Source organism: Neobacillus sp. PS2-9, assembly GCF_030915525.1.
In the GTDB taxonomy this organism is placed as follows: Bacteria; Bacillota; Bacilli; order Bacillales; family Cytobacillaceae; genus Neobacillus.
Window position 1 is genome coordinate 4,082,184 of sequence record NZ_CP133269.1, and the last position, 13,302, is coordinate 4,095,485.

A 13,302-nucleotide genomic window follows, 5' to 3' on the forward strand; every position below is an offset into this window, starting at 1 on the left:
AAAAGTGAGCAATAATAAGTCTAAGGAGGTTCTACATCATTCCTACTTCAATTTCCAAACCCTCAGTACATACCCTCCACACCCACATTGGTCAATAAATTTTATTCTTACATGTTCTGCATACAACTCTTGGATTAAGGGCTGTAAATAGTCCATCGGATTACCAAATACAACAGATGTAACTAGATTAACAAAACAGCCAACTTTAGTTTCTTCTATTGATAATAATGCATCACTTATTATCAGGTCTACATCGTGCTCATATTCATCATGCTCTAAATCCTTCGTCCAATCTTTATTCATATAATCCTCCATGCATGTGAATTTTATTTGTAATTTAATTAAACCCTTTTTTTTAGTCAAAGTTATTGTTTTATCTCACACATGTGAACAATTCGAATCGAAAAAATGAACATTTTTTTAATTAGGTAACTGGTGTGCGTTAACCGTGAATTTTATCACAGGCAAAACAATAGAAAAGTTATACTCTTTCACTATAAGGAAAAAGGCAATTAAACAATCATTATTTGCCTTCACTCTGGCCTTAAATTGATAATCAACTAGGAAAAGGTTGGTGTATAAATATGTTTATTTCAATCGACGAAAAAGCTACCTCATGGTTTACGAAAGAATTTGAATTCAATAAACCATTCAGTATTCGCATGTTTCCTCAATATGCAGGATTTGGTGAGAAGCATAAGGGTTACAGCCTTGCTTTTTCTGCTGAGATTCCTGCAAATGCTGGATATGTAAAAGAAATCAATGGAATTACCTTTTTTGTAGAGGGAAATGATGTGTGGTTTTTTGAAGATACGGAAACATACCTATCAGTTGATGACTTGGTGGATGAGATTTTAGTTACGTTCAAGGAAGAATATAAAACTACAATTAATTAACGTTCCAATAAAAACAAAAGGTATCCACGTTTTTACTAGTGGATACCTTTTGTTTTTGACGTAAATTAATTTAATTTACTTGTTTATCTAAGCTTGGTGCCATTAGTTTTGCACTTTCAAATACGGTTTTAAGTTTTTCTTCACCTTGAGCAAAAGTTGCATCTGCCGCATCTAATGATGGTGCATCCTTTTTCAGTTCGTCCGCTTTAGCTTGGTAAGATGCTGCATAGTCCTTCACAGCCGCCTCAAGGTCAGCTTTTTGATCTTTTAGTGAATCAGGTACTTGCACACTATTTAAATCAGCAGCAACAGCTGCTGCTGCTTCACTGGCTTTTGCTTTTTCCTCAGCCGTTGGTGCATCCTCAGGTTTAGCATCTGGTGCAGCTGCTTTAGCTGCCTTTGCTAAGTAAGCATTTAAATCCCCATCTTTTGCATTAATTCTCTTTCCAAGATCCATATAGAATCTCACTAATTCTTTTTTAACGTCAACTTTCGGTGCTTCTGCTTCTTTGGTTACTTCTTTCTTTTCTGTTGTTTTCGTTTCATCAGAGCTTGAACAAGCAGCAAGTCCGATTGCCATTGTAAATGCTGATACTACTAATAAAAACTTCTTCTTCATCGTTACTTCCCCCAATTTCTCTTTTTGTGCATTGTTAATTCTACAACAACTTATCTGACGAGGAAAGTTTTTAAAGGTTACAAAAAAATGTACTTTTTTATAAAATTCCTCTCACTGAAAGAATATATGTAACGTAATATAAGTTTTTTATATTTTTTACGTTACTCGCTTTATTTTTCAGAAAATTAAGAATAAGTTGTGAACTATCTTACAATAATAACTATTTTTGTATATAATAAACATGACATAAGTTTTCTATTTTCTCCTCGTTCCATTACTAAAGTCCATTCATTTTTTGTTAAAGGGAGGTTGGACATCTTGGAACATACAAGACCACAAATATCGTTGTTTCATTTAACGTTTGATTTATCCATTCTACTTACCACAACTATTGTCGCTATAATTGTTTTCCTCATTGCCTATCTATTGACAAAAAATTCTTCCTTACACACTCCAAATAAATGGCAAAATCTCATGGAATGGATTTTAGAGTTTGTTAAGGATATTATGAATAACTCCATTGGAAACTCTAACAATATATTCATCTTATCCACTGGTGTAGTCTTACTAATGTATCTACTTATTTCAAATCTTTTAGGAGTACCATTTTTAATTGTTACTACTGAAGAACATCCTGTGTCTTGGTGGAAATCTCCTACTGCAGATGCACATGTAACCATGACCCTGGCTATAATGATAATTGCCTATACACATTTTATTGATATCCGTATGAATGGATTTAAACATTTTGCTCTTAGCTTTTTCAAACCCTTTACATTCTTTTTTCCTATCAATGCTGTAGAACAACTTGCAACAACCTTAACCTTAGGGTTACGTTTGTTTGGAAATATTTATGCAGGGGAAATCCTTCTTGCCCTGTTAGCAAATGCAGTAAATCATGGTTTTATTGTTGCTGCTCTGGCATCTATCCCTATGTTGATTTGGCAGGCATTTTGTATCTTTATTGGCGCCATACAGGCTTATATCTTTGTCACTCTGACAATGGTTTATATTGCTCACCGATTAACATAATAATATGAAGGGAGTTGATTGTTTTGGGCGACTTTTCATTATTCGGACTTCCAGTTTCTTTAGGGACCATGATTTATCAAGCTATCATTTTTACCATTCTTGTTTTTATACTAAAAAAGTTGGTTTTTAAAAAGATGGTGGATATTCTTGAGAAGAGGAAACACCACATCGAAAGACAGCTACTTTTAACTGAACAGTATAAGCTGGAAGCGGAACAACACTTAGAAGCGAGCAAAGACGTTCTTAAACAGGCAAAAAAAGAGGCAAGAGAGATCCGAACGTATTCTGAGAGTGAAGCAAAGCAAATTATTCATGACGCTAAAGTAGAGGCCAAAAATATAGTAAAAAAAGCAAAAGAAGAGGCCTTTTTGCAACATGCCCGACCCTTTTCACACTCAGACCAAATAAAAGAGGGGGCATAATGTATGAAACACAAGTTCACTAAATATTTAGGTAGAATTACGGAAAACCTAGAAATTGGACTAGAAGAGAAATGGATTTATGTTCACTATACAAAAGGATCAATTGAAAAAACAGCGTGTCTGTTAAAGAATGAAAATAAATCAGAGGAAGCATATCTTGAGGCTTTTCTTGAAGAAAATAAGGTGTCTGAGGAAATGAGAAAAGAAATTAAAACATTTTTTATAAACGGACAGTCACAAAGCGATAAACATTGGAAGGATTCGACAAACTTTCTAATGAAAGCCGTGTCCTTGAATATGGTTTTTGGTATAGCTATTGCTATCTCCGTTTTTGCTGGCTATAAACTAGGTGATTTATTAGATAATCGTTATGATATCTACCCTTTATTTACTCTAATTGGGATATTTCTAGGTATTGGTGTTGGAGGGGCTACCGTTTATTCATTGGTCCATAAATATTTTCTAACCTCACAAAAAAATGAGATACCTGAACCAAAAGTGGAACAAATTAAAGACTATCCCGTTATAGAAGTTAGTATCGATGAGGTTCGAAAAGCGGTTAGAACCTTTTCCGATAATTTACCAAAGGGTGTCTATAGGACCATCCTGGTTAAAGAGGATCATAGTATCGACTTCAACCAACTTGCTCCCATCCTCGGAGGTGTCCCATCTAAAGATTTCTATATGTCTAAAGAAACTTATGATTTATTTGAAGAGCATGAGAAACAAATCCCCATCGAAATGGATATGGTGCAAAAGGCTGTTGACCAATATGTAAAGGACCATAAGGAGTTTCCTATGTTAAAATTTGATCCGCAGCACAGAGTGAATTATTATCAGTTATTACAAGACCACTATCTAAAGAAAACACCCGAAATCCAATTTTATCTCACAGACCTAGATGGATTAATCACACATATAAAACCAAAGAAAAAAAACTCCTCTCTATCTTGAGAGGATTTTTTCGGCTTAGATTCTTGCAATCATATATATCGGATGTTTTTTTTTGCTTTTTTTTCTGCTAAATTGAGATAATAGCATTAGTAAATATTATAAAGGGGTACAAGTAGTATGCAAAAGCAGAAAAATAAATCACAGCATTTAGCAACAATTTCTCTTGCTGTGATGGGAGTAGGTTTTCTAGCTACCCTTCCATTACAGCATTCAATATGGGGTATGATTTTACAAGGAGGGTTTGAAGCGGGTCTTGTAGGTGGTTTGGCTGACTGGTTCGCAGTGACTGCTTTATTTCGGCACCCATTAGGTATTCCCATTCCACACACAGCACTTCTGCCAAAAAATCGAAAAAGAATTATTGCTGGAATAATCTCCATGCTAGAAAATGATTGGTTAACAAAAGAAAGTATCCGAAGTAAAATTGAGACCATTCCTTTTACTGAAAAATTATTTGCTCTTTTTCAAAAAGAAATTACTTCTCAAGGGGTTAAGGAAAATCTCATTACACTCATTCAGCATTTTATTATGAAAGTCGATAGTAAGAAAATAGCGCCAATGATTGAAAAAGAAATAAAGCAACATTTAATTAAATTAGATAGTAAGGACTATCTTCCACTTCTGATTGATCAAGTGATGGTCAGAAAATATGATGAAAAAACACTTGATTATATTCTAAAAGAAATCGACGAATGGGCTCAAAAGGATAGTACAAAATATAGGCTTGGCGGAATGGCAGTCGATGCCGTTGAAAATATTAAAGCAGATGGATTTATGCAGTTCGCTTTAAAATCCTTTAGCAGCCTTGTTAATGAAGAAAAGCTCGGTAATATTATTCAAAACCTTATTTTAAAAGGGGTTGATAGCTACCGTGACCCTTTTAATCAAAATAGACAATCATTAATCAGTCATATTCACACTAAACTGCATTCGATAAAAAATGATGAACAGTTGTATGGAGAACTAAATAATCTCAAAACACATCTAATTGAAAAATGGGAACCACAAGAACAATTAACTGAACTTCTAAATCAGTTTCAGAAAAAGGTACTTGATTTTGTTTCAGAACCTACCTTTTTCGATGAATACCTGCTTCCCCTTTTAAAAAATAGTCTTAATCAAATCGAAGCAAATCCTGAAAAAGTTAGTCAGTTTGAGGGTTGGATTAAGTCGCAAATTTCTAATTTTGTAGATAAAAATCACGAAAAAATTGGTAAGTTGGTAGAAGAAAACTTAGAAAAGCTCGATGATAAAACACTCATCAAAATGGTGGAAACAAATGTCGGAAAAGACCTTCAGTGGATCCGTGTAAACGGGGCTGTATGTGGGTTTCTAATCGGACTAGTATTAGTAGGAATTAAAGCCTTTTTCTAAGGAAGAGCAACCTCGGTTGCTCTTTTTTCATTTGGCTCTGTTAAACTTGCCTGTTGATTTCCGCTCCAGGCACTACGCTTTCCGTGGGTGTTTCGGCGAGCCTCCTCGGCGCTAGCGCCTGCGGGGTCTCCCCTGAACCATACTCCCACAGGAGTCTTCGTGCCTTCCGCTCCAATCAACAGGGTGTAAAAATCAACACTGTTCTTTAACACAGCCTTTCATTTAAAATATCGCCATTGTCCCTAAAAATCAATGTTCTAGTTCACATTTTTGTCACATATTTACTACTATAGGTACTATTTTTAGGTAAAAGGGGGTAGGAAAATGGGCGTAAAGTTTATTAAAATATCTGTCTGTTATTTTGTTGTTGGGGTATGTTTAGGTATGTATATGTCAATGACTGAGAAGTTTGATTTTAGGCCTGTTCACGTCCATATTAATTTATTAGGTTGGACGGCCATGACTCTTGCTGGACTTATTTATGTAGCTTTTCCAACAGCGGCGGAAACAACTTTAGCGAAGGTTCACTTTTGGCTCCATAATATTGCATTGCCCATCATGATGATCGGGCTTGCCTTTTTAGTATCAGGAGTAAAGGCTGCAGGGCCAGCCGTTGCGGTCGGTGGCACCCTAATGGTATTAGGCATCATCCTCTTTGCCATTAACATCCTTAAGAATGTGAAGAACTAATTGTCTTTGTTATCATACTCTAATTACATTTTCCAATATCAAGTAAAAAGACACCGGAAAATCCGGTGTCTTCTTAATATCCTCTAAAAACGTATTGTTCTTTTGGAGCCGTGGTCTTTGACCACTCTTTAACCTTTAAATAAGGAATATTCATTTTAAAAGGTTGATAATAAATCGTTGAGACTTCTCCTTTTACACGAATCCACTCATCATTTTTGAGGTTAGTTCCCTTTGGCATGTCAACAAGCATCCCGAACACACCTGAGTCTGCAATACAGTGAATGACTCCAAATCGGAAAACAAACAGCTGATTTTTTTCAATCGTTTCACTATCATTAAAAACAAAGCCCTTGAACTCAATTTCTTTCCCTAGGAAATCCCCCGAGTAATTATAGATAGTCTCCATTGCTTTTAAATAATTTTGATCATTTATAACGATTGTATCTTTGTTAATATATTTCTTTTTTTCTTTTTTCATTAACGCATCGTACGCTTCTTTCCCATAATAAACACTGGTATCAGGACGTAAGAATTGCTGCTGCATGAACGAATCCCCTTTCCCTTCATCATAAATAGGAAAGTGGAAACCTTTCGCCTTTACAATATTACTATCAAGCGTTGCGATTGGGAAAAATAATCCCGAAATAATAGGGAAGATAAAGATAGGATAAATGAAAAGCTTTTTGTACCATTTATCTTCCTTAGCATGATTATGTCCACAATGATCATGGCCACACTCATGCTCTTTAGATTGGTCCTTGTTCTGCATAAATATTTGAACAATTGTTAAGACCAACAGGGCATAGCCTGCGGTTGCAGATAAATAGGAATATTTCATATTAATATATTTATTAATATCTCCGGTTATATGCAAATGAAATAAAAAATAAGTAAATCCAATGAGTATTAAACTTCTTATCATAATATAATCACTCCTTAAAACAATAAAGAGTATAAAAAGACGGTAATTGTTACGCCTGTCACAATCATAAATACCAACCGTTTTTTAAATGTTGCCAACATCATCATTAAATTTTTGATATCGATCATTGGTCCAAATACTAAAAATGCTAATAGTGATCCTGTAGAAAAAGTCGTTCTGAACGAGGAAGCGATAAAAGCATCCGCTTCTGAACATAGAGATAAAATGAATGATAGTGTCATCATCACGAAGGAAGATGATACTGGACCTTGACCTATAGAAACAAGTGTAGCTGTTTTAACATACGTTTGTACGGCTGCAGCAATTAAGGAGCCAATAATTAAATACTTACCCATGGAGAAAAATTCCTCTACTGCATGCTCAAGTGTTTGCCATATTTTCTTTAACAAACTCTTCTCTCGATGTACATGATGGTGATGAAATTGTTCTTTAAATGGAGAATCCTTATAGCCATAGGCGATTAAAATACCAACTAGAATGGAAACAATGATAGCACCTAAAGCACGATAAAGCGCAATTTTCCAATCACTTCCAAACGCGATGAATGTCGCAAACAATACAACGGGATTAATAATCGGTGCAGTTAACATAAAGGCAATCCCAGCTGAAATCGGTACACCCTTTGATACTAAACGACTAACAATGGGAACAATCCCGCATTCGCATGATGGAAATAATATCCCCAGAAAACAAGCAAAAATGACAGCTAGGATTTTATTTTTTGGCATAATCCTCGCTATCATTTCTTCTGTAACAAAAATTTGAATGATACCAGAAATTAGAACTCCCAGCGTCACAAACGGCAATGCCTCAATTAGGATCGAGATAAATATAGTGTTCATTTGGTAGAATGATTGCGGTAATGTTATTCCAAACATAGTAGTCCTCCTATTACCTATAATCATGGAGTCTACTATACTCTTATTTTATTAGTACGTCCAACGAAAAATATGGTCTTAAGTGATAAATTTTCCCAAAACAATAAGGCTGATTTCATTACAAATAAATCAGCCCCTTCGGTTGCTATCTTTTCTCCAGGTTTTCTATCCTTAGTTTAGCTTTTTCTTCGTCCGTTTTCCTATAATCATAATTATAAATGGCTTCTTCCCAATCCCCATACATTGGATTAGGTAGAACGATAAATTTCTTTCCCCATATATCTTTGTATTTTTGAGTTTCCTTTATTCTTTCTTTGACGGATAATCCTTCAAATTCACTAAAATCGCCTAAATTATCGCCAAATAATAGGACAATATCATGTGTTTTGGCTACATATTGGCGCCTTGACTCTTTCCCTTTTTCACCTGGTTGAAGTAATAGGACATGTTCTCTATCTGCTTGTGGAGCACCCACCATTTTTAAGTTTTTAATTGTTGCATTTTTCTGTGCTTCAAAACGATTTGTTATGTAAAATATCTCAATTCCTTTAGAATCTGCATACTTCAAAAATTCAAGCGCGCCTGGAAGAGGTTTGGCTTCTGCACGGTTAAACCACTTACTCCAATCAAAAGGGTTTCCATTCCCTGAAACAGCATACGAAGCCAAGTATGGACTATTGTCTAGTATCGTTTCATCGATATCCAAAACAATAGCTGGCTTTAAGCTAGTGTGCTTCTTCTTTTTGCCTAAATAATCATCCAATCTTAATTTTCCTAAGTTATAACCTTGATAATATAAAGCTTTAGCTTCACCAGATTGTTGAAACCATAATACAGACATCGTATTTTGTTCATGCAACTTGGCTTGTGTACCTTGGATAGTTTGTGCCTTCGTATAGCTGCAGCATCCTAAAAATACTGTAATTGTCATGCAAATCGAAAACCATCTTTTCACTGAGGTCCCCCCACTTTTTTCTTGTTAGTATGGAAAAAAAAATCTTTTTTACTCACTTTACATTTTCCTATTTTTTCTATATAGTTTACTTATCAACTGATAAGCAAATTATTCCGAAAGGACCCTATGTCTAAAATGGGTAAAGATTTTAAGCATAATGATGAAATAAATCCTAAAGAAACCTATCAAATCATAATCAAAACAGCTGAGCGTTTATTTATGGAATATGGGTATCGCGCTGTATCCACAAGGCAAATTGCAGACCTATGCGGCATAAGCCAACCTGCTCTATACCATCACTTTAAAAACAAACAAACACTTTATGTGGCAGTGATCGAGCATGCACTCCATCACACTGAAAAGGATTTAAATGGGATCTTAACTCAATTTGCTGCCTTTGATGATAGACTCGCTCAAATTACCACCTACATGATGGTGCATTTTGAAATGGATATGTCACAAATGTTCCATGACATGCAGCATGAAATAAGCCCTGAAGATCAGCAACGAGTTCATCAATTGTGGGTAAAAGGGTTTCTAATGCCAATAGTTACAATGATTAATGATGGGGTCTCTAATGGAGAAATAAAAAATCCAGAAGAGATTGATTCAACTTCTACTGAGATGGCTTTTTTAATACTTAACATTATTAAATCCATTCTGCAGCCCTCAAACATTGGAAGCTTGCCAAAGAATGAACAAACCGCAATGATAAAGCATAAAGCCAATCTCATTGTTGAAATTTTTTTAAAAGGGATTAGTCGTTAAATAGAAGGCTGAATAACAGCCTTTTCTCTTTGCCTATAGCTTATCAATTGATAAGGAGAATTTTAGATTGGAGTGAACTACATTGGAGAAAAAATGGATAAAAAATTATGGAAATGCAGTCAGTGGTAAAAAAGGAAGATGGATTGTCCTTTTGGCTTGGCTCGTCCTTGCCGCTGTTCTAAACGTGACTCTTCCTCAAGCCAATTCGCAAAAGAATGAAATGGCACCAAATTTAGCGGAGGAAACTTGGTCGGAGCAAGCAAATAAAATTGCCGAGAAGGAATTTCCAGCAAGCTCAGGGACTCCTGCGCTCCTAACCTGGTACCGAGTTTCAGGGATTACAGACAATGATCTTTCACTTATTCAGCAATATACAAAGGATGTAACGGAAAATCCGGTTTCATCCCAAGATACAATTGTTCCGTTTTATCAGTTCCCACTCCCTGTACTAAAGGAACAGTTATCTAAGGATGGAACAACACTCATTTTGCCCCTAAGCTTTAAAAAGGGGGCAGACAAGGAAAAGATTGCAGAAGGAATAAAACAATTAAAAGATAAATCAGCTTCGATATTTTCACCAGATCCAACGAAAGCAAAAATCAAAGATGCAAACAAGTTAATTCTGCGGGTAACAGGTCCTGCAGGTATCGCACAAGATGCAACAGAATTATTTAGCCAAGGGGATCTTTCCTTACTGCTTGGTACAGTTGCTATCGTTCTAGTACTCCTACTTGTTATTTACCGCTCCCCTATTTTAGCTCTTATCCCTTTACTTGGAGTAGGAATTGCATACGGGGTTATAAGTCCAATACTTGGAGGAATTGGTAAAGCAGGCTGGGCAGTCTTCGATTCACAAGCGCTTTCCATTATGACGGTACTACTCTTTGGCGCAGGAACAGACTATTGCTTATTCCTTATCTCAAGATTTAGAAGTTATTTGGAAGTAGAAAAAGATAAACGTGTGGCAATGATCCGCTCCTTAAAAGGTTCATCCGGAGCCATTGCGATGAGTGGTCTAACCGTTGTCTTTTCATTGTTAGTGTTATTGTTATCAAAATACGGTGCCATCCATCGTTTTGCTATACCTTTTAGCGTATCAATTTTAATTATGATGATTGCCAGCTTAACCTTGATTCCAGCCCTATTAAGCATTTTTGGCAGAGTCTCCTTCTTCCCGCTCATCCCACGTACAACTGAGATGCAAGAAGAACGGGCACGTAAAAAAGGAAAATCCATCCCAGTAAAAATAAAGAAAGAAGGGTTTGGATTAAAGCTGGGAGATTTCATTATTAAAAGGCCGAAGCTTCTAATGACGGCTACCATTCTCTTTCTAGGGGTATTCGCTTTATTCTCAACTAAGATCCAATATACGTACGATACCTTATCTTCTTTTCCAAAGGATATGCCATCAAGAGAGGGATTTGACCTAATTGCAGAACACTTTAATCCAGGCGAACTTGCCCCTGTTCAAATCATCCTGCAAACAGACGGGAAAGAAAGTTCAGTTAAAACTGGTGTAGAAAAGCTGCCATACGTGGCACATGTCTCTGATCCAAATCAAGGAGCCCAGGATCAAAATATCGTTAGCTACAATGTGGAATTAGACGTTAATCCATACTCAAATGAAGCCATGGATTATATCCCTGACCTCCGTAAGAAGATTGAATCCATCATGAAAAATGATGGTATTGCTGATACTTCTAAAAAAGTTTGGATAGGTGGTCAAACTGCCGTACAATTTGATACCAGACAAACGACAACAGATGATGCATTTGTTATCATCCCCATTGTTATTGGTATCATTGCCTTACTATTATTAGTCTATCTTCGTTCAATTACTAGCATGCTTTATTTAATAGGAACAGTTCTGTTGTCATACTTCAGTGCGCTTGGCCTTGGTTGGGTCGTTCTGCATTATCTATTTGATGTAGACGCAATCCAAGGATTTATTCCTCTTTATTCCTTTGTATTTATTGTGGCATTAGGGGAGGATTACAACATCTTTATGATTTCGAGTATTTGGAAAAAGAGCAAGGAAATGCCACTGCTTCAAGCCATTAAAGAAGGGGTGGCTGAATCTGGTGCTGTAATTACCTCTGCGGGACTAATTCTCGCAGGAACTTTTGCCATTTTAACTACTCTGCCAATTCAAGTACTAGTCCACTTTGGCACGATCACAGCAATCGGTGTCTTGTTAGACACATTTATTGTTCGTCCATTACTAGTTCCTGCGCTTACTGTGCTCCTCGGAAAATGGGCATTCTGGCCCTCCAAGCGGAACTTGTTAGCAGTCGAACGGAACATAGAAAAATAACAAAGCAAAAAGCAGTGGAGAAAATCCACTGCTTTCTTTTCAATTAGCTTACACGTTTTTTCGTTGAAGATTGAAGGGATTCTTTCTTATGGAATCCTTTCATATAGTAAACTACCACCAAGAATACTAAAAATAGCGGCCCAATAACTAACGCAATTCGAGTATCTGGATTATATACCATCAAACCAATAACAAATGCTAAAAACGCTAAGGAAATATAAGAGGTATAAGGGAAGAACGGCACCTTATATTTTAATGTTTTTATTTCACTTGGCTTTAACGTTTTACGGTAACGAATTTGTGATAAAAGGATGACGGCCCACGTCCAAATAGCTCCGAATGTAGCAATACTCGTAACCCATGTAAAGACTTTTGCCGGAACGATATAATTTAAGACAACACCGATTAACAAGGCCCCAGCAGAAGCTATTACAGCCATGCCTGGAACCCCATTTTTCGTAACCTTACCAAAATTTTTTGGTGCTTCTCCATGCTCTGCAAGGTTAAACAACATTCTTGCGGTACTAAAAATTCCGCTATTGCAAGATGAAAGTGCAGCTGTCAGTACAACGAAGTTAATAATTCCTGCTGCACCTGGGATTCCAATTTTCTCGAATGTAAGTACAAACGGACTTCCCTTTGTTCCAATTTCTTCCCAAGGATAGATAGACATGATAACAAACAAAGCCCCTACGTAAAAAATAAGAATACGCCAGAACACAGAATCAATGGCCCTTGCAAGAGATTTTTCTGGATTCTTTACCTCACCTGCAGTAACACCTATCATTTCAATGCCAAGGTATGCAAACATAACCATCTGTAATGACAGTAAAACCCCCTTTATTCCATTAGGGAATAGACCGCCATGTTGCCATAAATTATGAATACCAGTTGCAATTCCGCCATTTCCTAACCCGAAGAAAATCATCCCCGCTCCGACAACGATCATCGCCAGAATGGTAACAATTTTAATCAATGCAAACCAAAATTCGAGTTCTCCATATGCTTTTACTGCAAGAAAATTAACCGTAGCCATGATGACAAGAGCTGCTAACGCCCAAATCCAGCGTGGAACATCCGGATACCAATATTCCATATAAATTCCAACGGCTGTAATCTCTGCCATACAGGTAACTACCCATAAGAACCAATAGTTCCAGCCTGTTATGTACCCAGCAAGTGGTCCTAAATAGTCTCTTGCATATTTACTAAATGACCCTGCAACAGGTTTTTGAATAGCCATTTCTCCAAGGGCTCTCATAATAAAAAACATGATTAAACCACTAAATGCATATCCGAGCAGAATCCCAGGTCCAGCCATTTTTATCGCTGTTGCAGACCCAAGAAATAAACCAACTCCAATAGCTGCCCCTAATGACATTAACGTAATATGCCTTTCTTCTAATCCGCGATGAAGTTCTTTCCCATGAGTGTTATTACTCATATCATAACCTCCC

The 13,302-nt window shown here is 36.4% G+C and carries 14 protein-coding genes; 8 read left to right on the plus strand and 6 right to left on the minus strand.

Annotated elements, in window-relative coordinates; translation table 11 throughout:
* Positions 1 to 42: 42 nt before the first annotated feature.
* Complete coding sequence (locus tag RCG25_RS20480) at positions 43 to 303, minus strand: CGCGG family putative rSAM-modified RiPP protein (protein WP_308080671.1); 261 nt, start codon at positions 301 to 303, stop codon at positions 43 to 45.
* Between the two features lie 281 nt (positions 304 to 584).
* On the opposite strand from RCG25_RS20480, the gene RCG25_RS20485 reads away from it, so the two are divergent.
* Positions 585 to 896 carry a HesB/YadR/YfhF family protein gene (locus RCG25_RS20485; RefSeq protein WP_308080672.1) on the plus strand — a complete coding sequence of 104 codons (312 nt, stop codon included), beginning with the start codon at positions 585 to 587 and terminating at the stop codon, positions 894 to 896.
* Positions 897 to 966: 70 nt separating this feature from the next.
* Here the strand turns inward: RCG25_RS20485 and RCG25_RS20490 are convergent, their stop codons facing one another.
* Complete coding sequence (locus tag RCG25_RS20490; RefSeq protein WP_308080673.1) at positions 967 to 1,515, minus strand: hypothetical protein; 549 nt, start codon at positions 1,513 to 1,515, stop codon at positions 967 to 969.
* A gap of 318 nt (positions 1,516 to 1,833) precedes the next feature.
* Between RCG25_RS20490 and atpB the strand changes: the two genes are divergently transcribed.
* From atpB to RCG25_RS20515, 5 genes are all read left to right on the plus strand, one after another.
* The gene (gene atpB, locus RCG25_RS20495) at positions 1,834 to 2,547 is read left to right on the plus strand and encodes a F0F1 ATP synthase subunit A (RefSeq protein ID WP_308080674.1); all 714 of its coding nucleotides are present in this window, start codon (positions 1,834 to 1,836) and stop codon (positions 2,545 to 2,547) included.
* 23 nt (positions 2,548 to 2,570) lie between these two features.
* Positions 2,571 to 2,969: a F0F1 ATP synthase subunit B gene (locus RCG25_RS20500; protein ID WP_308080675.1), complete on the plus strand. Its 399-nt coding sequence runs from the start codon at positions 2,571 to 2,573 to the stop codon at positions 2,967 to 2,969.
* A gap of 3 nt (positions 2,970 to 2,972) precedes the next feature.
* On the plus strand, positions 2,973 to 3,923 hold the full coding sequence (locus RCG25_RS20505) for an AtpZ/AtpI family protein (protein ID WP_308080676.1): 951 nt from the start codon (positions 2,973 to 2,975) through the stop codon (positions 3,921 to 3,923).
* A 117-nt stretch (positions 3,924 to 4,040) separates the two neighbouring features.
* Positions 4,041 to 5,297: a DUF445 domain-containing protein gene (locus RCG25_RS20510; RefSeq protein WP_308080677.1), complete on the plus strand. Its 1,257-nt coding sequence runs from the start codon at positions 4,041 to 4,043 to the stop codon at positions 5,295 to 5,297.
* Between the two features lie 324 nt (positions 5,298 to 5,621).
* Positions 5,622 to 5,987: a cytochrome-c oxidase gene (locus tag RCG25_RS20515; protein WP_308080678.1), complete on the plus strand. Its 366-nt coding sequence runs from the start codon at positions 5,622 to 5,624 to the stop codon at positions 5,985 to 5,987.
* Between the two features lie 73 nt (positions 5,988 to 6,060).
* Here the strand turns inward: RCG25_RS20515 and RCG25_RS20520 are convergent, their stop codons facing one another.
* From RCG25_RS20520 to RCG25_RS20530, 3 genes are all read right to left on the minus strand, one after another.
* Complete coding sequence (locus RCG25_RS20520) at positions 6,061 to 6,909, minus strand: TIGR03943 family putative permease subunit (RefSeq protein ID WP_308080679.1); 849 nt, start codon at positions 6,907 to 6,909, stop codon at positions 6,061 to 6,063.
* 14 nt (positions 6,910 to 6,923) lie between these two features.
* A complete protein-coding gene (locus tag RCG25_RS20525) occupies positions 6,924 to 7,808 on the minus strand; it encodes a permease (RefSeq protein WP_308080680.1) in 885 nt (294 codons plus the stop codon).
* 145 nt (positions 7,809 to 7,953) lie between these two features.
* A complete protein-coding gene (locus RCG25_RS20530; protein ID WP_374121088.1) occupies positions 7,954 to 8,739 on the minus strand; it encodes a 5'-nucleotidase, lipoprotein e(P4) family in 786 nt (261 codons plus the stop codon).
* A 150-nt stretch (positions 8,740 to 8,889) separates the two neighbouring features.
* Between RCG25_RS20530 and RCG25_RS20535 the strand changes: the two genes are divergently transcribed.
* Together RCG25_RS20535 and RCG25_RS20540 are read left to right on the plus strand one after the other, a co-directional pair.
* Positions 8,890 to 9,531, plus strand: a complete 642-nt coding sequence (locus tag RCG25_RS20535; RefSeq protein WP_308080683.1) for a TetR/AcrR family transcriptional regulator — start codon at positions 8,890 to 8,892, stop codon at positions 9,529 to 9,531.
* Between the two features lie 82 nt (positions 9,532 to 9,613).
* A complete protein-coding gene (locus tag RCG25_RS20540) occupies positions 9,614 to 11,845 on the plus strand; it encodes an MMPL family transporter (protein WP_308080684.1) in 2,232 nt (743 codons plus the stop codon).
* A 43-nt stretch (positions 11,846 to 11,888) separates the two neighbouring features.
* On the opposite strand, the gene alaP is transcribed toward RCG25_RS20540, so the two are convergent.
* Positions 11,889 to 13,289, minus strand: a complete 1,401-nt coding sequence (gene alaP, locus RCG25_RS20545) for an alanine permease AlaP (RefSeq protein WP_308080685.1) — start codon at positions 13,287 to 13,289, stop codon at positions 11,889 to 11,891.
* Positions 13,290 to 13,302: the final 13 nt, after the last annotated feature.

Coding starts and splice junctions, on each gene's coding strand:
- RCG25_RS20505 (WP_308080676.1), top strand. CDS start 2,973: ATGAAACACAAGTTCACTAAATATTTAGGTAGAATTACGGAAAACCTA.
- RCG25_RS20530 (WP_374121088.1), bottom strand. CDS start 8,739: ATGACAATTACAGTATTTTTAGGATGCTGCAGCTATACGAAGGCACAA.
- RCG25_RS20535 (WP_308080683.1), top strand. CDS start 8,890: ATGTCTAAAATGGGTAAAGATTTTAAGCATAATGATGAAATAAATCCT.
- RCG25_RS20525 (WP_308080680.1), bottom strand. CDS start 7,808: ATGTTTGGAATAACATTACCGCAATCATTCTACCAAATGAACACTATA.
- RCG25_RS20490 (WP_308080673.1), bottom strand. CDS start 1,515: ATGAAGAAGAAGTTTTTATTAGTAGTATCAGCATTTACAATGGCAATC.
- alaP (WP_308080685.1), bottom strand. CDS start 13,289: ATGAGTAATAACACTCATGGGAAAGAACTTCATCGCGGATTAGAAGAA.
- RCG25_RS20515 (WP_308080678.1), top strand. CDS start 5,622: ATGGGCGTAAAGTTTATTAAAATATCTGTCTGTTATTTTGTTGTTGGG.
- RCG25_RS20485 (WP_308080672.1), top strand. CDS start 585: ATGTTTATTTCAATCGACGAAAAAGCTACCTCATGGTTTACGAAAGAA.
- RCG25_RS20520 (WP_308080679.1), bottom strand. CDS start 6,909: ATGATAAGAAGTTTAATACTCATTGGATTTACTTATTTTTTATTTCAT.
- RCG25_RS20510 (WP_308080677.1), top strand. CDS start 4,041: ATGCAAAAGCAGAAAAATAAATCACAGCATTTAGCAACAATTTCTCTT.
- RCG25_RS20480 (WP_308080671.1), bottom strand. CDS start 303: ATGAATAAAGATTGGACGAAGGATTTAGAGCATGATGAATATGAGCAC.